Here is a 17,326-nt window from a genome sequence, read left to right as displayed (position 1 = left end):
GTTGACCCGCCTTCCCTGCACCGTCCTTCATCAGGCCGTGGTGAGCACGCTGACATTGCCCTGTCGGTTGATCACATCGACCACGACCTGGTGTCTCGACCGGCGGATGGCCACGTCAGCCGAGCAATTGCCAATCAGCAGACGCCGCAAGATCACCTCATCGAGGAAAGACGGAAGCCGCGGCACGCTAAAGCTGATCTGCAGACTGTTCGGATCGAAGTCGAGGCCAAGGCAGGATTGCAGCAGCGACAAAGGGGCTGCTGCCGCCCATGCTTGCGGCGAGCAGGCAACCGGATAAGAGGTCGGTCCGCGTGCGCGCTGACGCGGCAGGCCGCAGAGGAGTTCGGGAAGCCGCCGCAGGTCGATATAGGTCGCAGCGGCAAACAGCCCTTCGAAGATTCGCGCGGCTTCGGCGCGATAGCCATAGCGGGCAAGACCACTGGCAATCATGGCATTGTCATGTGGCCAGATCGAGCCATTGTGGTAGCTCATAGGATTGTAACGTGCTTCGGTCGAGGGAATGGTCCGGATGCCCCAGCCACAGAAGGACGAAGCATTCATAAGAGTGCGGGTCACCTGTGCGACCCGTTCAGGATAAGCAATACCGGTGAACAGAGCATGGCCGGCATTGGAGGATCGGACCCGGCAGGGCCGTTTATCCCCGTCGAGAGCCAACACATAGGTGCCCAGTTCCTCATCGAAGAAGCTCATGTCGAAGGCGCGGCGCAGTCCTTCCGCGCGCGCGAGAAAGCTCGCCGCGCGTTCCGGCTTGCCCCTCCACCGGAAGATTTCCGCAGCACTTTGCCAAGCGCCGTAGACATAGGCTTGGACTTCGGCGATCGCGATCGGGCCTCGGGCCAACGTGCCATCAGCATGGAAGACTGAGTCGTTGCTATCCTTCCACGCCTGATTGATCAGTCCTTCTTCCGTCAGCCGCCCGTATTCGACGAAGCCGTCACCATCGCGATCCCCATGTTCGTCGATCCAGGTCAGTGCCGCTTCGACATGAGGCAGGATCCGGTCGATGGTCGCAAGATCACCGGTTCGTTTAAGATAGTCGCCGGCCAGCATCACGAAGAGCGGCGTCGAGTCGATGCTGCCGTAGTAACGCCGGAATGGAACCTCGCCGAGTTCGGCCATTTCGCCGCAACGGACTTCGTGCAGGATCTTGCCCGGCTCGGCGTCTGAAGCAGGATCGACGTTCGTCGCCTGATTGGCTGCAAGATGACCGAGAACCCCGCGGGCGATCTCCGGATCGAGCCAAAGTGTCTGAAGCGCCGTGATCAGGGCGTCGCGGCCGAAAACGGTGCTGAACCAGGGAATACCGGCATAAGGATAGGGGCCTTCCGGCTTGTCGGTGATCAGCATGTAGAGGTCGGAGGCGCTGCGTCGCGCGACTTCGTTGAAGATCTCGTTGGAGGTTGTGACGGACGCCGCGCGCGAGGAGGAGGCGCGCAACGCACGGCGGGCATCCCGCAAGGTAAGGAAGAACGAGAGGCGGCTTAGTCGATCGGCGGAGGCATGGTCGCAGCCGATCTGCATGAAGAGCGATTTGGTCTCGTGCGGCTCCAGGTAGAGGTCGTAAGTAACAAGATCGCTACGAATCTCGGCCGGTTCGGGCATGAAGGAAAGGCGCGTCGACCGCTTGCGATTGTCCAGGCCAATATAGGAAAGCAGGATCCAATCCTGTTCCACGACGGCGGGAAGATGGCGCCCTCTTTTTGCTCTTGCGGTGCCGCGGACTTCAAAAAGATCGGCGAAATCGGCCCCGAAAGAGATCTGAATGCGAACATGTTGCCGCCGCTCGTCATAATTCCTCACGGCCAGCCGTTCATAACAACAGGCATTCCAGAGAAAGCGCGATCTGCGCAGATGAATCACGTCATGGCCAAGAAGCAGCCTTCCCTTCTCATCGAACTGATCAGGATTGGTGAGATCGCAGGTCAGCGTGGCATTGTCATCCCGCAGCGTCGACGACAGAAGCATCGGCCGCTGTTCGTTGATCGTCAGGTAAAGATGCGAGAGATGACGGGTGTCCTGGTGGAAAAGGCCTTCCGGACTGCCGGGACCGGAAAGAGCATCGCCATTATGGTCGAAGACGGCGAAAGTATCGCCGTGCTTCAGGGTACGCGGCCGCCGCTCCTGCAGCGAAGCAGCGGCCGGAATGAAGAACTGAGCGACCGGCGTCGCCAGCCCTGACGATGCTGTGGCGGGGTTGCTGTCCGCAAACAGGTTCGACATGGTCTCCTCCTTGCCTCAGGCGACAGCCTGCAGGTCGAGCGCTTGACCATTAGACCGGCGGATCGGCGCGGCTTTGATGCGAACGCCCGGCAGGTTGCGATAGATGTCGACATAATCGCACGCCATTCGCTGTGCAGTGAAGCGCTTTTCAAACGCGGCCCGTACCTTCCGCCGATCGAGGCGCAGCGCCCATTCGACGTTTTCGGCCGCCTCGGTGACGCTGTCGACCAGAATGCCAGAGATGCCATTGTCAATGACCTCGGGAACCGAACCACAGCCGAAAGCAATGACCGGCGTGCCGCAGGCCATGGCTTCGATCATCACCAGCCCAAACGGTTCCGGCCAGTCGATCGGGAAGAGCAGAGCGCCTGCATTCCCAAGGAAGTCAGCTTTCTCACGTTCATCGATCTCGCCGATGAATTCCACATGCGGATGGCTCTTAACCATCGGCTCGATGACGGTTTCCCAGTAGGCCTTGTCGACATTATCGATCTTGGCGGCGATCTTCAGCGACATTCCGACCTTTGCCGCGATCTGAATGGCGCGGTCCGGGCGCTTTTCCGGAGAAATACGGCCAAGGAAGGCCAGGTAATTGCCCCTTGGATTCTCCGTGAAGGGAAGAAGATCGGCCGGCAGACCATGATAGACCGTTCCGCGCCAGTCGACCGGAGGCATCGGACGACGCTGATCATTGGAGATCGACACCAGTGGAATATCGGGGAAGGCCGCGTAGAACGGCTTGAGATCCGGCAAATCGAGTCGCCCGTGCAGCGTTGTCACCGTCCGATCGGCGAAATCGCGGATCAGCGGGAAATGCAGCAGGTCGATGTGGAAATGCAGCACGTCGAACTCGTGCGCCCGCTGTCGGATCTCCTCCAGCATCACGACTTGATGTGGCAGATGGTCCCTGACCGCCGGATTGAGCCGTAAGGCGACGTCCGCACACGACACGAGTGTCGCCTGGGTGACGGAATCGCCGCTGGCAAAGAGCGTGACCTCATGCCCCTGGGCCACGAGTTCTTCAGTAAGGTAGGAAACGATCCGCTCGGTTCCCCCGTAGAGCTTCGGCGGAACGCTTTCGGCGAGCGGTGCAATCTGAGCGATCTTCATCGGCAAACCTCCTCAGTTGAGCAAAGAGCCGTCGGCAAAAATCATGCCCGCGTCCTCGAGAGGCACACGGCAGGTCAGACGAGGGTCAGGTTTCGAACAGCGGTCGACGCCGTCCTCCCTTCCAGTAGCTGCACAAGCCAAGGCCGGGAAGTCGGCGTGCGGGCGGTTTTCGACGGCGGATCCTATGGCAACTCAGGGACGCGGACTTGTCCTGCCTCGCGGATGGTCGATCGCCATTATCCAAAGCCTTCAGCGCTTCAAGGATCTCGTCATAGGATACAGCTCTTTCGGCCCCGGGGTAAAGGCGGAGGGCTGGTACGGATTCGACTGCGAAGATATCGGATGCCCATGAAGCGAGAATTGCCCGCTTCTCGTCGTTGTCGATCTCGGCGGCGGCAAGCACGTCACGCGGGTGACCGAAATGCTTCGCCGGATGAAGCAGATGCGCCGCGCTTATGGCTGCCACGGCATTCTGCTGTATGGAATTGCTGATGTTTTCCTTTCTCATAGCTTGGCTCCATTGATGTCGACCGATGGAACTTGTTAATTCGATAGTGCGAAGAACGGCCCGCCCCGATGGCAGAGCGGGCCGAGCGATCGCTTAGAAGTCCATGCCGGCGCCGGCCGGCATGGCCGGAGCAGCTTCCTTCTTCGGCTTCTCGGCGATCATCGCTTCCGTCGTCACCAGCAGGCCGGCAACCGAAGCTGCGTCCTGAAGTGCGGTGCGAACGACCTTTGCCGGATCGATGACGCCTTGCGCGTAGAGATCGCCATATTCGCCGGTCTGGGCATTCCAGCCATAGGAGAAGTCGCTCTTCTCCCGTAGCTTGCCGACGATGATCGAACCTTCCGCGCCGGCGTTTTCGGCGATCTGGCGGACCGGTGCCTCGATCGCCCGGCGGACGATGTCAACGCCGACGCGCTGGTCGTCATTGGCGGTCTTGATAGAGTCGAGCGCCTTGACAGCGCGCAGCAACGCCACGCCGCCACCCGGCAGGATGCCTTCCTCGACCGCTGCCCTTGTTGCATGAAGCGCGTCGTCGACGCGATCCTTCTTCTCCTTCACCTCGACTTCCGTCGAGCCGCCGACGCGGATGACGGCAACGCCGCCGGCGAGCTTGGCAAGACGTTCCTGCAGCTTCTCGCGGTCGTAGTCGGAGGTGGTCTCTTCGATCTGGGCGCGGATCTGAGCGGTGCGACCGTCGAGTTCCGCCTTCGAACCGGCACCGTCGATGATGGTGGTGTTTTCCTTCTCGATCGCCACCTTCTTGGCGCGGCCGAGCATATTGAGCGTCACATTCTCAAGCTTGATGCCGAGATCTTCGGAGATGACGGTGCCGGCGGTGAGGATGGCGATGTCTTCCAGCATGGCCTTGCGGCGGTCGCCGAAGCCGGGAGCCTTGACGGCAGCGATCTTGAGACCGCCGCGCAGCTTGTTGACGACGAGGGTAGCAAGGGCTTCGCCTTCGACATCTTCAGCGATGATGAGGAGCGGCTTGCCGGACTGAACGACAGCTTCGAGAACCGGCAGCATCGACTGCAGGTTCGACAGCTTCTTCTCATGGATGAGGATATAGGGATCCTCGAGCTCGACCCGCATCTTGTCCTGATTGGTGACGAAATAGGGGCTGAGATAACCGCGGTCGAACTGCATGCCTTCGACGACTTCGAGTTCGGTCTCGGCGGTCTTGGCTTCTTCAACGGTGATGACGCCTTCGTTGCCGACCTTTTCCATGGCTTCGGCAAGGTAGCGGCCGATCTCGGCATCGCCGTTGGCCGAGATCGTTCCGACCTGGGCGATTTCGGAATTGTTGGAGATCTTGCGGGCGTTGGCTTTCAATTCCCCAACGACGGCGTCGACGGCAAGATCGATGCCGCGCTTCAGGTCCATCGGGTTCATGCCGGAGGCGACTGCCTTGGCGCCTTCCTTGACGATTGCCTGGGCGAGAACGGTCGCCGTCGTTGTACCGTCGCCGGCGAGATCATTCGTCTTGGATGCTACTTCACGCAGCATCTGGGCACCCATATTCTCGAACTTGTCTTCGAGTTCGATTTCCTTGGCGACCGAAACGCCGTCCTTGGTGATGCGCGGCGCGCCGAAGGACTTGTCGATCACCACGTTGCGACCTTTTGGGCCGAGCGTCACTTTCACCGCATTGGCCAGCACATCGACCCCACGCAGCATGCGTTCACGGGCATCGCTATGAAATTTGACTTCTTTCGCAGCCATTCTGTTACTCCTTCAATAGGCAGCTTTTTTGACTAATGCGCGGAAATCGCCTCAGGCGGCGATCTTTTCGGCGACCCGGGCCTCGATGACGCCCATGACATCGCTTTCCTTCATGATCAGCAGGTCTTCGCCATTGATCTTGATTTCGGTGCCGGACCACTTGCCGAACAGGATGCGGTCGCCGACCTTGACGTCGAGCGGCTGGATCTGGCCGGCATCGTTGCGTGCACCGGGGCCGACGGCAATGACCTCGCCTTCCTGCGGCTTTTCCTTGGCGGTGTCGGGAATGATGATGCCGCCCTTGGTCTTTTCTTCGGAATCGACGCGGCGGACGAGAATGCGATCATGAAGCGGTCGGAACGACATGTTTTCCTCCAATGGACAAACAATAATGATGTTGTTCCCCTGGCCGGACCGGATGACCAGTCCGGGCGGGTGCAAAACCTCGATCGAGCGTTCTGCGCGCAATGATCTGGTTTTGCGCTTTTTCCATTTCAAGAGGGCACCATAAAAAAATTAGCACTCACTCGAAGTGGCTGCTAACATCCTGTAAAGGAACAATAAACAGGGTGGATGCGTTCAGAAATCCGTTGATGGCCGCAAAATTTTGCGCCACCTTTCGAGCGTCATGAAACGGAGATGAAGCATGCAATTTTCATCAGATCTGGAGCGTCAGCTGAACGGCTATGGACTGACCACCGCCCATATCCTCTATCGCATTCCTGATTTTGAATCCGTGCTGCAGACCTATGTCTGGCAGGATTACGACCTCGCCCCGGACTTTCCGGAGATGCACAAGTTTCTCGATTTCTGGCAGTCCACGCTCGACGGGCCGCTGCACTCGGTTCGCTACACCCATCAGCGACTGATCGGACCTAACGAATGGCGCCGCGTCATGGGCGAATTCAAGCTCCACTAGCTCCGGCATCTATCGCAGTCGATAATCCGGCCGCGCAATCCTGCAAAGCCTGACCGATCACTCGTGCTCGGCAGGGCACGGCCAGGTTGCCGGCGTCGAAAGGCCGGACGGCAATTTGGTCGAGGCATCGCCGCAGGCGAGCTCGATCTGCGACTGTTCGAGCCCGGCGGCAGCCGAGAGGTCCAGACCTTCGATACGGGTCAGGAACATGAAGGCGCGCTCGAACATTGCCGGGCCTTCGAAAGTGGCGTTGGAGAGATCGGCGCGGGAGAGATTGGCGAAAGAGAATTTCACTCCCGTCAGCACCGCTTTGTCGAAATCGGCGCGGCCGAGTTCGGCCTTTTCGAAGCTCGCGCCTGAAAGCCGGGCGCCGCCGAAGTTGGCGCGCTGCAGCTCGGCTCCGGCAAAGGAAGCGCCTTCGGCGGCAATGTTGGCGAAGCTGGCGCGATAGGCCTCGACTTTGGCGAAGTTCGCCCCTTCGGCATGTGACCCCTCAAGCGAGGCGCGCACCAAGCTGGCCTTTTCCAGATTGGCGGATTTGAAATTCGAACCGCTGAGATCGGTCAGCGAGAAATCGGTGCTGAAGAGATTGGCGCCTTGGAGGTCACTGCCCTGCAGCATCAGGTTCTTCTTCGTGCACTCCTGCCAGTCGAGCTTCGGCGAGGCCGTGCTGCCGCAATCGGCAGCACGCGAAGAAATCGGAGCAGCGGTGAGAAGAAGGAGGGCAAGGAGGCCGAGCGGCGATCTATGCGTTGCCATTGAACTGTTGATCTCCATGACGCTTATCACGCCGCCCCTCGCGAAGCAGGCGGCCTCTCTTTTCTACACAGCTCAGAATACAATAAAAAGATGGGGACCGCTCCGGCAATGATTTGCCGGCTCACTCGGTCCCGCGAGCGCTCATCCTCGTTGCCGCGGGCAGGCCCTCGGCCCTGCCCAAGCAGGCAGGTCAATCCGCCTGCCCGGGCAGACGGAGTTCCATGCAGGTCAGATCCAGCCAGCGGCCGAACTTGGTGCCGACCTCGGAGAACCTGCCGGCGATGCGGAAGCCGAGCTTTTCGTGCAGCCGGATCGAGGCTGTGTTGTCAGCCTCGATGCCAGCAATCATCACGTGGATATTGGCGGCCGCCGCACGCGCGATCAATTCGCGCATCAGGGCCTCGCCGATGCCGGCACCGCGATGATCCTTGTCGACATAGACGGAATGTTCGACCGTGTGGCGATAGCCCTCAAAGGCGCGCCAGTCGCCATAGGAGGCGTAACCCGCGACCTTGCCCGACCTCTCGGCGACGACGACCGGAAAGCCACGGCCCTTGCGCGCGCTCAGCCATTCTCGTCGGTTTTCGAGATCGACGCGCGTTTCGTTCCAGATCGCCGTCGTGTGCTCGACGGCATGATTGTAGATGTCTCGGATGGCGGGAAGATCGGCTTCGGTGGCGTCGCGGAGAAGGACTGCGTCTGTCATGGTGGCCCGGTTCGGATTGACTGCGCGGGTTGGCATACGCCGCGGTTCAAAAGATGTAAACGGCTGATACAGCGGAGAAAGGCTTGCGGGACGGTCTCGGGTAGGCCGCAGCTCAGAACTCTGGCGTCGACAGGCTGATACAGGTGAAGACGGCGGAATAATGCACGGCCGCTGCAATGACGACGAAACCGTGCCAGATGGCGTTCTGGAAGCGCAGTTTCTCCCAGACATGGAAGATGACGCCGAGCGAGTAGAGGACGCCGCCGATGACGATCAGCAGCATCGAAGCGGAGGGAATGCGCGCGGCGACGGGCCCCGCCACCAGCACCCCGCTCCAGCCCATGGCGAGGTAAAGCAGGATGGCGAGACGGTCATAGCGCCCTGGAAACGCGCATTTCAGGACGATGCCGACGGTAGCGAACAGCCATATCGCCACCAGCATGAAGAAGAGCAGCGGATCGTCGGCCCCGCGCTCGAGAAAGGGCGTATAGGTGGCGGCGATCAGGATGAAGATCGCCGAATGATCGAAGCGGCGCAGGAACCATTTGGTGCGCGAGACCGGCCAGACATTGTAGGAAAAGGAGATGGCAAGCGTCAGCACCAGCCCGACACCATAGATCCAGGCGGCGGCGAGCGCGCCGTGGGAGCTCCAAACCGTGGCGTAGAAGATCAGAGCGGTGGCGCCGATCAGCGCCAGCACGAGACCGACGCCGTGCACGATGCCATCGGCGATCAGCTCATATCTGTCGTAAGCCCAGCGAATGCCGTTGAACTCGGCCATGCGCGCCATTCCGTTTCGTACCCGATCGCGATGGTCGCACCGAACGGACGGGCGTGCAACCGCAGCGCATCGCGCCGGCGGTAAATCTTCGTGACAGACCGCACGAGGTCTGCCCGCCTCGACGACTGGGAGGAGCACTCGAAAATGGAGCGGCGCAGATTCAGATCTTCTGCCGCTCGACCAGCACGGAGCACTTGGCGTGCCGTACGACGCGGTCGGCCGTGGCGCCAATAAAGTAGTTGGAAAAATCCGGGACGTGCGAGGCGAGAATGATGAGATCTGCGCGGTGGCTTTCGGCGGCCGCGATGATGGCCTTGGCCGGCGGGCCGTTGCGGATGTCGATCCTTGCCGTGACCCCAGTTGCGGCGACCAGCGCTTCCAGCTTGTCGCGGCCGTCCTTCATGGCGTCCTCGAGCATATTGGCCGGCAATTCGATCGCGACATAGGTCGGCACGTCCTCGACGACGTTGAGCGCGACGATCTCGCCGCCCGCGTCGAGCAGCGAGGCGGCCTTGCGGAGAATGTTTTCTCCCCTGTCGAGGCGGCCGAGCGCGATCGCCACGATAATCTTCCTGTACATGGCTTCCCTCCATGACTGCGATGCATAAGCTTGCTCTAATAAAGATATGGGCGCATTGACTCCGATCAAGCCAGTGCAGGTCATCGTCAACATCTGCTCAACGCTTCATCCTCAAAAACAAGCCTTCTGTGAACAATCGGGATAGGCCATATAGAGATCAAGTACGGCAGCCGAGAGGAGATCAGGCGCATGAACCGGCGACGCTTTCTCGGGCTTGCTACGGGCGGCATGATTGCCGCCACCGCCGGTGCGCCTTTAACTAAGAGGCAGGAGACCCATTGATGACGACAGAAACATCCTATGCGCTGACGCGGCCTGCCTATATCGACCAGTCGCATCTCGTCGTTACTGACCTCGGTCTCGTTTCCGGCTTCTATCAGTCGATGCTCGGCCTGAAGGTCATCGAGAAGACGACGAGCGGCGAAGTGCTGGGTGTCGGGGGTCATCCGCTGCTGACGCTGACGACGGCAAAGGACGCGGTAGTCGCGCCACGGAATGCCGCAGGCCTTTTCCACACCGCTTTCCTAATGCCCGACCGGACCGAACTGGCGCGCTGGCTGCGCCATGCGGCCCACAACAATGTCGTGCTCGACGGCGCCTCGGACCATCTCGTCAGTGAGGCGATCTATCTTTCCGACCCCGAGGGCAACGGCATCGAAATCTATGCCGACCGGCCGCATGAACAATGGAAATTTCATGAGGACGGTATGGTAGCGATGGCAACCCAGCGCCTCGACCTGCAGGCGCTCTACGACAGCGCTGCTGACGCTCACTGGGACGGCATGGCGGAGGGCACCGCGATCGGCCATCTGCATCTGCAGGTCGGCGATATCCCGCAGGCCGATACCTTTTACCGCGACGTGCTCGGCCTCAAGCTGATGGCTCGCTATCCAGGCGCCAGCTTTTTTGCGACCGGCGGCTATCATCACCATCTCGCCGCCAACATCTGGAACAGCCGGGGTGCCACCGCTCGCGCCGAGAATATGACCGGGCTGTCGGACTACAGGATCCGTTTCAACGACAAGGCGACGCTCGACGCGGCGGTATCCAGGCTTGACGCGCTGGAGATCAGCAGCAAGAAGCGCGACGGCGGCGTCTTCCTCAAAGATCCCTGGGGCATCGGCCTGACACTTTCGGCCTGAATCTGAAACCTTATTGAACCTTCTCGGTTCCTGATGGCGTCGTCACCTGCGTCGGTCCGCCGCCGTTTCCGCTCGGCGTTGGCGACCGATCTGTCGCCTCGGGTGGCCGTACAGGGCCGGAGGCCGGGTCATTGTTGAAGGCGCCGGGACCGGAGGGCTGCGTATTGATCGGATCCGGCTTGGTCGAAGCCGTTGCCGCCGGATCATTGTTGCTGGGATTAGGCCAGATCACAACGCTCACGCCGGCTATGATGAGAACTGCCGCGCCGGCCACAAGAACGGTCCAAACCCACCAACGCCGCTGATCGGCGTCTTTCAGCCTCGCCTCATCCGCATAGGGGGGATCGGTCGAATAAGTCTCGGTGGTTTTCATCTGATCGGGATCTGCAATCATGAGCACTCTCCTTCCGAGGTCGAACGCCAGGGACGGCGAGGTTGTTCCGGCGGCAGGATCAAATCGGCGCGCGAGCCGATGAAAGGGCGGACGCTTCAGCGCCCTTACCTGCGGGGCGGACCGATGTCTTTACAACGGCGCCATGGGCCGGCGGAACCGGAACCGCATCAGCGCGTTTTTGTGGCGAAGCAATGGGGCTTCGGGAACCTCACCGCATGGGCATCGCCAACGGCATCCGCAAACACGCAAAGAAGATCGCCGTCGGCGAACGCCAAACCAGCGCCTGGGCTAAGTCGCTGCAGGAGACGGCGGAGGAACTGCCGCCCCCGCCGATGCATCGGCTTGAGAAGGACGGGCTCGACATCAGCATGGCCTGGGCGATCATCGGCATCTTCACAATCCTCGGCCTTGCCGCCGTCTACATGATGTCACTGATCCTCATTCCGGTCACCCTTGCCGTCGTCGTCGGCATGATCCTCGGCCTTGCAGCGGAAAATCTCGGCAAAATGGGTGTGCCAAGGCTTGCAAACGCCTTCCTTCTGTCAAGCAGCGTCGCTTTGGTGATCGTTCTGCTGGTCAGTTCGCTTGCCGATCCGTTGACCACCCTTGCCAACGAAGCGCCGGCCTTCGTCGAGCGGACGATCAGCCGCATCATGCCTTACCTCGAGCGCATCGAATGGCTGCATATCACGCCGGCGACATTCGAAAGCGGGCCGATGTCGATCGGCGCGCTGCTCGAAAACACCGGCAACGTCCTACATGTGGTAACCACAAGCCTGACGCCGGCGCTGGTACAGGGGCTGATCTTCTTCGCCGCTCTGCTGCTCTTCCTCGCCAGCCGGGTCAATCTGCGCAAGACGATCATCATGACCTTCCGCACCCGCACGCAGCGGCTGGCGGCGATCCGCGTCATCAATGCCGTCGAGCAGGTACTCGGCTTCTATTTCGCCACCGCCTCGCTGATCTATATCGGGCTCGGCGTCGTCATGACGGTCATCGCCTATGCGAGCGGATTGTCGGCACCGGTGCTGTGGGGCTTCTTCGCCTTCCTGTCGAGCTTCATTCCCTATCTCGGCATCACGCTGATGACGCTTTCCGTCGCCATCGCCGGCATCATCACCTATGACGGCTTCATCGTCGGCCTGATGCCGGCGGCCGCCTTCTTCACCGTGCATCTCGTCATGGAGAACCTGATCTTCCCGGCGGTGATGGGGCGGCGGCTGGAAATCAATCCCTTCATCGTCTTCCTCGCCATCCTGTTCTGGACCTGGATGTGGGGCGCCGTCGGCGCAATGCTGGCGCTGCCGCTGTCGCTGATCGTCATGACCATCATCGAGGAGCTGCTGATCGAGGAAAAACCGCAGCCGCAATTGCCGAAGTGATCAAGCGAGGAGACATAGTGAAATCCGATCTTGATCTCGACGAATCCGATCATGACCAGATGGTCAGCGGCCGTTCGCTCTGGGGGAAGAATGCCATAAGGTCGCAATGGCGGCCGATGGCGCAGAGCTTTTCGACCGATGTCGCGGTGATCGGCGGCGGCATCACCGGCGCGCTGGTCGCAGATCATCTGACGGCGCGCGGCTTTTCCGTTGCCATCATCGACCGGGAGGAGCCGGGCTTCGGCAGCACCGCCGCCAGCACCGCGATGCTGCAATGGGAAATCGACAGCACGCTCAGCGAACTCGAAACCTATTACGGCTTCGAGCGCGCGGCCGGCATCTATCGCCGCAGCGCCGCTGCCGTCGCCGGCCTTTCCAAGCTGATCGCCGCAAACGGCATCGCCTGCGGCTTCCGGCCGCGCAACACGCTCTATCTCGCCGCCAATCAGGAAGGCGCGCGCGACCTGCAGGAGGAGCGCCAGCTGCGCCGCCGGGCCGGACTGCCCGGCGTCTATCTCGAACATCCCGATCTCTTCACCCAGTTCGAGCTCGATCGCGACGGCGCGATCTATTCGCCGGGTTCGGCGGAGGCCGATCCGCTGCTGCTCACCTGGGCACTGATCGCGATGGCCGTGCGGCGCGGAGCGCAGCTCGTCAGCGCTTCGGCGACCGCGCTGCACAGCGAAGGCGACCGCGTCACGACAGAGACGGCTGGGGGCTACGCCGTCGAAGCGCGGCATGCGGTGCTGGCGACCGGCTATTCGATGCCGGGGCTTAATATGCCGAAGCTGCACCGCGTCAGTTCGAGCTGGGCGCTCGCCACCGTGCCTCAGGACCCGGCGCGGCTCTGGCGCGACAGGACGCTGATCTGGGAGAACAGCCATCCCTATCTCTACATGCGCACAACCGCGGACAACCGCATCGTCGCCGGCGGCGAGGATGACGGCACGACGGATCCCGCGGGACGAAATCACAAGCTGCCGGCCAAGATCAGCGCGATCCGGGAGAAGATGAAGCGGTTATGGCCGGCAGCCGATACCCGCGTCGCCCATGCCTGGGCCGGAACCTTCGGAGAGACGGCCGACGGCCTGCCGCTGATCGGCCCGATGCCTGGTATGGCGCATGTGTTCGCCGCCTATGGCTACGGCGGCAACGGCATCACCTTTTCCTATCTCGCAGCCCAGATGATCGGTGCAATGATTGCCGGGATCCATCGCGACTGGTTCGAGGATTTCGCGCTCGACAGGGAGGGGCCGGGGATGCGGCGGTTCGGAGAGGAAGCAGTGCGGGCTGCGGACGAGTTGCGGTAGAGGCCTTGCGTTTGCTGTCGTGCCGGGCCGCAGAACTACTCCGTCGTCCGATCGTCGCCCATATCCTCGACGTCCTGCAGACGAACGAATTCCGTGCCCTTGGCTTTCAGATCGATCAACGCCTTCGCCACCCCCTCGCCCGCGGCATGGGTGGGCTGGTTGATGTGGGAGATGACGACATCGCCGTCCTTGGCGGAGGCAATGCGCTTTTCGGTGATCGCTGCGCCGAGCAGCGAGCCACCGTCGCCGTTTACCGAGTAGCCGGCGATGCGATAGCCCATGGTGCGGATCTCGCCGATTGCGGAAAGATCGTATTTGGCCGTGGAGCCGCGGAACCAGTGAGGCGCGGGAATGCCGGATGCGACCATGGCCGCGGCGCCGCCTTCGACCTCCTGCTTCACCGCCTGCGGCGAGCCGGCCGAGGCAATGCCATAGACGAGCGTCGGCGCATCGACGGCCGGAATATGATTCTCACCATGGTTTTCGAGCTCGAAGAGATCCGGATTCTGCAGGAAGACAGCAAGGGCTTGCGGGTTACGCTTCAGCCATCGGGCGGTGACGAAGATCGTTGCAGGAATGCGCTCGCGCACGAGGGTCGACAGTATGCGTTCATCCGCCTGACCCATGCAAGCGTCGAAGGTTAACGCGATGCGGGCATGGCCCGGTATGTTGGAACGGCCGATATGCAGATGCGGTTCGACGAGCTTGATCGGCGGCGCCTTGGCCAGACCAATTGCGGCCGGGGCCGAAGCGATTGGCGGCGGCATTTCGTCCGCCAATGCAGCGGAGACGGAGGCCAGAAGCAGGGCCGATGTGAGTAGGATGCGGTTCATGTCTGTACTTTACGATTCGAGCGCCGCGACTCTAGTCGCTCGCATTGCCACACGCCATGTGGCCGGATGTCACCGGAGCCGCCCGGGCACACGCAACAGCATCAATCGTAGAGATAGTACTTGTCCCACTTCTCACGCGGCACCTTCTCGCCGATCTGGTAGTCGAGCTGGCGCACATTGATATGTTGCGGGCCGGTGATGCAATTGTAGGAGAGATGATACCAGTCGCCCTTGCTGCGGAAGACCGCGCCCGGCGCCTGCAGCGAATTGTCGCCGGCGATCGGGTCCTTGAAAGTGTAGGCGATTACCTTGTCGGGCTTGAAGCCAGTGCTGTCATTGTTGATCCGGCTCATCGCTTCCGTGTCGCAGCTCTGTTCCAGTCGGGTGGAGGGATCGAGTTTTTCCAGTTGCTTCTTGATGGCCGGGTCGACGGCAAAAGCGGGGGCAGCCAAGCCGGCCAGAGATACAAACAGGAGCAGACGTTTCGGCATTGCGGAGGAAATCCCTTACTGTTGTACAGTCTTCATCCTGCCGCCGGCGGCTTGCCGGGGGCTGGGCACGTGCAAAATTCGCTCTGTGATAGCGGACCTCCTTAAATATTGTGGTGACATCAAGGCAAGGCGGGCGGTGCCGTCTCCTCGACTGTGGACGGTCACCTCACCCCTTGGCGCTTGATCCGGCGGCGGTGCGCCTCTATCTCTTGCCAACCCGACATTCCCACCGGAGCCAATTCCTTTGTCCGTTTTCAAGAGCCTGCCGACACCGCCCGCCGCACCGAAAAAGCCTCTCTCCGATACGCGCCACGGCATTACCCGCACGGACGATTACGCCTGGCTGCGCGCCGGCAACTGGCAGGCGATGTTCAAGGACCCGTCGATCCTCGACCCCGAGATCCGCCGGCATCTGGAAGCCGAAAACGCCTATATGAACGCGGCGATGGAGGATACCAAGCCGCTGCAGAAGGCGCTGTTTGCCGAGATGCGCGGCCGCATCAAGGAAGACGACAGCTCGGTGCCGATGAAGGACGGCGCCTATGCCTACGGCACGTTCTTTGTGGCCGGCGGCGAACAGCCGCGCTATTTCCGCATTCCCCGCGACGGCGACGTTGCCGACGAGGCGATCCGCACCGTGCTGCTCGACGGCGACAAGGAGGCATCCGGCAAGGCCTATTTCCGCCTCGCCGGTCTCGACCATTCGAGCGACCACCGACGCGGCATCTGGGGCTATGACGACAAGGGCTCGGAGTTTTTCACGCTGAAGGTGCGCGATCTCGCGACCGGGGAAGATCTCGAAGACCGGATCGAGAATACCGGCGGCGGCGGCGTCTGGGCACCAGACGGCAAGAGCTTCTTCTATTCGGCGCTCGACGAGAACCACCGGCCCTCGAAGGTGTTCCACCACATTGTCGGCCGGCCCCAGTCGGAAGACCGGCTGGTCTATGAGGAGGCCGATGCCGGCTTCTTCATGGGCGTCGGCGGCTCGCTGCTCGACGATTTCATCTATATCGATATTCACGACCACGAGACCAGCGAATACCGGCTGCTGTCCACCAAGGACCTGACAGCCGAGCCGAAGCTGGTGGCGGCGCGCGAGGAAGGCATCGAATATTCGCTGACCGAGGGCGGCGACGTCTTCTATATCCTGACCAATGACGGCGGCGCCAAGGATTTCAAGATCATGGAAGCGCCGGTGGAGAATCCGGGCAAGGAGAACTGGCGCGAAGTCGTCGCTCACAAGCCCGGCACGCTCATCATCAGCCACATGGCCTATGCTCGCCACCTCCTGTGGCTGGAGCGCAAGGACGGGTTGCCGCGGATCATGATCCGCGACCGGGCGACCGGCGAGGAACATGCGATCGCCTTTGCCGAAGAAGCCTATTCGCTGGGGCTTTCGGGCGCGGCGGAATACGATACGGATGTCATCCGCTTCTCCTATTCCTCGATGACGACGCCGTCGCAGCTTTACGACTACAATATGGTGACGCGCGAGCGCACGTTGTTGAAGACGCAGGAAGTGCCCTCCGGCCACAATCCCGATGACTATGTCACCCGCCGGGTCTTCGCCCCCGCCTGGGATGGCGAGACGGTGCCGGTCACGCTGCTCTATCGCAAGGATACGCCGCTCGACGGCACCGCGCCCTGCCTGCTTTACGGCTATGGCGCCTACGGCATCACCATTCCGGCCGGCTTCAACACCAACTGCCTGTCGCTCGCCGACCGCGGCTTCGTCTATGCCATCGCCCATATCCGCGGCGGCAAGGATAAGGGTTTTGCCTGGTACGAAGACGGCAAGATGGACAAGAAGACGAATAGCTTCAAGGACTTCGTCGCTGCGGCCGACTATCTGAATCAACAGAAGTTCACCTCCTACGCGAAGATCATCGCCGAGGGCGGGTCGGCCGGCGGCATGCTGATGGGCGCCGTCGCCAACATGGCGCCGGAGAAGTTCGCGGGCATCATCGCCGCCGTTCCCTTCGTCGACGTGCTCAACACCATGCTTGACGACACCCTGCCGCTGACGCCGCCGGAATGGCCGGAATGGGGCAACCCGATCGACAGCCGCGAAGAATACGAGCAGATCGCCGCCTATTCGCCCTATGACAATGTTAGCGCCAAAGCCTACCCGCCGATCCTGGCGCTCGGCGGCCTGACCGACCCGCGCGTCACCTATTGGGAACCGGCCAAGTGGGTGGCGAAGCTGCGCGACAAGACGACCGGCGAAGCGCCGATCCTGCTCAAGACGAATATGGACGCCGGCCATGGCGGAGCGTCGGGGCGGTTCCAGCGGCTGGAGGAGATTGCGTTCGAGTATGCGTTTGCGATCAAGGTGGCGGGAAAGATGTGAGGGGTGGATAGAGGGAAGTAGCGCAAGGCGTGCCGTGTGAGCCCCCTCTGCCCTGCCGGGCATCTCCCCACCTGGAGATGCCCGGGGCAGAGGGG

At 61.4% G+C, this 17,326-nt stretch carries 17 protein-coding genes; 5 read left to right on the top strand and 12 right to left on the bottom strand.

Annotation, left to right across the window (positions count from 1 at the left end):
* Nucleotides 1-30: 30 nt before the first annotated feature.
* The 5 genes from RHE_RS06365 to groES form a co-directional block, all read right to left on the bottom strand.
* Nucleotides 31-2,241, bottom strand: a complete 2,211-nt coding sequence (locus tag RHE_RS06365; protein ID WP_011424581.1) for an amylo-alpha-1,6-glucosidase — start codon at nt 2,239-2,241, stop codon at nt 31-33.
* A 15-nt stretch (nt 2,242-2,256) separates the two neighbouring features.
* Nucleotides 2,257-3,351 (bottom strand): glycosyltransferase family 4 protein, encoded by a 1,095-nt coding sequence (locus tag RHE_RS06360; protein WP_011424580.1) that lies wholly within the window; start codon nt 3,349-3,351, stop codon nt 2,257-2,259.
* Between the two features lie 85 nt (nt 3,352-3,436).
* On the bottom strand, nt 3,437-3,859 hold the full coding sequence (locus RHE_RS06355) for a hypothetical protein (protein WP_011424579.1): 423 nt from the start codon (nt 3,857-3,859) through the stop codon (nt 3,437-3,439).
* Nucleotides 3,860-3,952: 93 nt separating this feature from the next.
* Nucleotides 3,953-5,581 carry a chaperonin GroEL gene (groL, locus tag RHE_RS06350; RefSeq protein WP_011424578.1) on the bottom strand — a complete coding sequence of 543 codons (1,629 nt, stop codon included), beginning with the start codon at nt 5,579-5,581 and terminating at the stop codon, nt 3,953-3,955.
* Between the two features lie 51 nt (nt 5,582-5,632).
* Entirely contained in the window at nt 5,633-5,947 is a 315-nt protein-coding gene (gene groES, locus RHE_RS06345; protein WP_011424577.1) for a co-chaperone GroES, read from the bottom strand.
* A gap of 280 nt (nt 5,948-6,227) precedes the next feature.
* On the opposite strand from groES, the gene RHE_RS06340 reads away from it, so the two are divergent.
* Nucleotides 6,228-6,500, top strand: a complete 273-nt coding sequence (locus tag RHE_RS06340; protein WP_011424576.1) for an usg protein — start codon at nt 6,228-6,230, stop codon at nt 6,498-6,500.
* A 57-nt stretch (nt 6,501-6,557) separates the two neighbouring features.
* On the opposite strand, the gene RHE_RS06335 is transcribed toward RHE_RS06340, so the two are convergent.
* The 4 genes from RHE_RS06335 to RHE_RS06320 form a co-directional block, all read right to left on the bottom strand.
* Nucleotides 6,558-7,259 carry a pentapeptide repeat-containing protein gene (locus RHE_RS06335; RefSeq protein ID WP_011424575.1) on the bottom strand — a complete coding sequence of 234 codons (702 nt, stop codon included), beginning with the start codon at nt 7,257-7,259 and terminating at the stop codon, nt 6,558-6,560.
* 190 nt (nt 7,260-7,449) lie between these two features.
* Complete coding sequence (locus tag RHE_RS06330) at nt 7,450-8,001, bottom strand: GNAT family N-acetyltransferase (RefSeq protein WP_041678592.1); 552 nt, start codon at nt 7,999-8,001, stop codon at nt 7,450-7,452.
* Between the two features lie 76 nt (nt 8,002-8,077).
* Nucleotides 8,078-8,755, bottom strand: a complete 678-nt coding sequence (gene trhA, locus RHE_RS06325; protein WP_187331719.1) for a PAQR family membrane homeostasis protein TrhA — start codon at nt 8,753-8,755, stop codon at nt 8,078-8,080.
* Between the two features lie 151 nt (nt 8,756-8,906).
* Entirely contained in the window at nt 8,907-9,326 is a 420-nt protein-coding gene (locus RHE_RS06320; protein WP_011424572.1) for a universal stress protein, read from the bottom strand.
* A 281-nt stretch (nt 9,327-9,607) separates the two neighbouring features.
* Here RHE_RS06320 and RHE_RS06315 point away from each other — a divergent pair, with 281 nt between their 5' ends.
* A complete protein-coding gene (locus RHE_RS06315; RefSeq protein WP_011424571.1) occupies nt 9,608-10,468 on the top strand; it encodes a VOC family protein in 861 nt (286 codons plus the stop codon).
* A 10-nt stretch (nt 10,469-10,478) separates the two neighbouring features.
* Here the strand turns inward: RHE_RS06315 and RHE_RS06310 are convergent, their stop codons facing one another.
* Complete coding sequence (locus tag RHE_RS06310; protein WP_011424570.1) at nt 10,479-10,862, bottom strand: hypothetical protein; 384 nt, start codon at nt 10,860-10,862, stop codon at nt 10,479-10,481.
* A 215-nt stretch (nt 10,863-11,077) separates the two neighbouring features.
* Between RHE_RS06310 and RHE_RS06305 the strand changes: the two genes are divergently transcribed.
* Both RHE_RS06305 and RHE_RS06300 read left to right on the top strand, forming a co-directional pair.
* The gene (locus tag RHE_RS06305; protein ID WP_042118137.1) at nt 11,078-12,244 is read left to right on the top strand and encodes an AI-2E family transporter; all 1,167 of its coding nucleotides are present in this window, start codon (nt 11,078-11,080) and stop codon (nt 12,242-12,244) included.
* Between the two features lie 17 nt (nt 12,245-12,261).
* The gene (locus RHE_RS06300; RefSeq protein WP_042118135.1) at nt 12,262-13,554 is read left to right on the top strand and encodes an NAD(P)/FAD-dependent oxidoreductase; all 1,293 of its coding nucleotides are present in this window, start codon (nt 12,262-12,264) and stop codon (nt 13,552-13,554) included.
* A 35-nt stretch (nt 13,555-13,589) separates the two neighbouring features.
* Here RHE_RS06300 and RHE_RS06295 read toward each other — a convergent pair whose 3' ends face one another.
* Both RHE_RS06295 and RHE_RS06290 read right to left on the bottom strand, forming a co-directional pair.
* Nucleotides 13,590-14,387: a polysaccharide deacetylase family protein gene (locus RHE_RS06295; protein WP_042118134.1), complete on the bottom strand. Its 798-nt coding sequence runs from the start codon at nt 14,385-14,387 to the stop codon at nt 13,590-13,592.
* 101 nt (nt 14,388-14,488) lie between these two features.
* Complete coding sequence (locus tag RHE_RS06290; RefSeq protein WP_011424566.1) at nt 14,489-14,878, bottom strand: DUF930 domain-containing protein; 390 nt, start codon at nt 14,876-14,878, stop codon at nt 14,489-14,491.
* A 244-nt stretch (nt 14,879-15,122) separates the two neighbouring features.
* Between RHE_RS06290 and RHE_RS06285 the strand changes: the two genes are divergently transcribed.
* The gene (locus RHE_RS06285) at nt 15,123-17,231 is read left to right on the top strand and encodes a S9 family peptidase (protein ID WP_011424565.1); all 2,109 of its coding nucleotides are present in this window, start codon (nt 15,123-15,125) and stop codon (nt 17,229-17,231) included.
* Nucleotides 17,232-17,326 lie beyond the last annotated feature (95 nt).

Origin of the sequence: Rhizobium etli CFN 42 (genome assembly GCF_000092045.1) — a bacterium.
Classification (GTDB): Bacteria; Pseudomonadota; Alphaproteobacteria; order Rhizobiales; family Rhizobiaceae; genus Rhizobium; species Rhizobium etli.
The sequence above is the reverse complement of the archived record's forward strand: the minus strand, read 5'-3'. Positions and strand labels throughout refer to the sequence as shown.

Excerpts from the sequence above, each read along its gene's own strand:
- RHE_RS06365 (WP_011424581.1), bottom strand. The coding sequence starts at position 2,241 with ATGTCGAACCTGTTTGCGGACAGCAACCCCGCCACAGCATCGTCAGGG.
- RHE_RS06360 (WP_011424580.1), bottom strand. The coding sequence starts at position 3,351 with ATGAAGATCGCTCAGATTGCACCGCTCGCCGAAAGCGTTCCGCCGAAG.
- RHE_RS06355 (WP_011424579.1), bottom strand. The coding sequence starts at position 3,859 with ATGAGAAAGGAAAACATCAGCAATTCCATACAGCAGAATGCCGTGGCA.
- groL (WP_011424578.1), bottom strand. The coding sequence starts at position 5,581 with ATGGCTGCGAAAGAAGTCAAATTTCATAGCGATGCCCGTGAACGCATG.
- groES (WP_011424577.1), bottom strand. The coding sequence starts at position 5,947 with ATGTCGTTCCGACCGCTTCATGATCGCATTCTCGTCCGCCGCGTCGAT.
- RHE_RS06340 (WP_011424576.1), top strand. The coding sequence starts at position 6,228 with ATGCAATTTTCATCAGATCTGGAGCGTCAGCTGAACGGCTATGGACTG.
- RHE_RS06335 (WP_011424575.1), bottom strand. The coding sequence starts at position 7,259 with ATGGCAACGCATAGATCGCCGCTCGGCCTCCTTGCCCTCCTTCTTCTC.
- RHE_RS06330 (WP_041678592.1), bottom strand. The coding sequence starts at position 8,001 with ATGCCAACCCGCGCAGTCAATCCGAACCGGGCCACCATGACAGACGCA.
- trhA (WP_187331719.1), bottom strand. The coding sequence starts at position 8,755 with ATGGCGCGCATGGCCGAGTTCAACGGCATTCGCTGGGCTTACGACAGA.
- RHE_RS06320 (WP_011424572.1), bottom strand. The coding sequence starts at position 9,326 with ATGTACAGGAAGATTATCGTGGCGATCGCGCTCGGCCGCCTCGACAGG.
- RHE_RS06315 (WP_011424571.1), top strand. The coding sequence starts at position 9,608 with ATGACGACAGAAACATCCTATGCGCTGACGCGGCCTGCCTATATCGAC.
- RHE_RS06310 (WP_011424570.1), bottom strand. The coding sequence starts at position 10,862 with ATGATTGCAGATCCCGATCAGATGAAAACCACCGAGACTTATTCGACC.
- RHE_RS06305 (WP_042118137.1), top strand. The coding sequence starts at position 11,078 with ATGGGCATCGCCAACGGCATCCGCAAACACGCAAAGAAGATCGCCGTC.
- RHE_RS06295 (WP_042118134.1), bottom strand. The coding sequence starts at position 14,387 with ATGAACCGCATCCTACTCACATCGGCCCTGCTTCTGGCCTCCGTCTCC.
- RHE_RS06290 (WP_011424566.1), bottom strand. The coding sequence starts at position 14,878 with ATGCCGAAACGTCTGCTCCTGTTTGTATCTCTGGCCGGCTTGGCTGCC.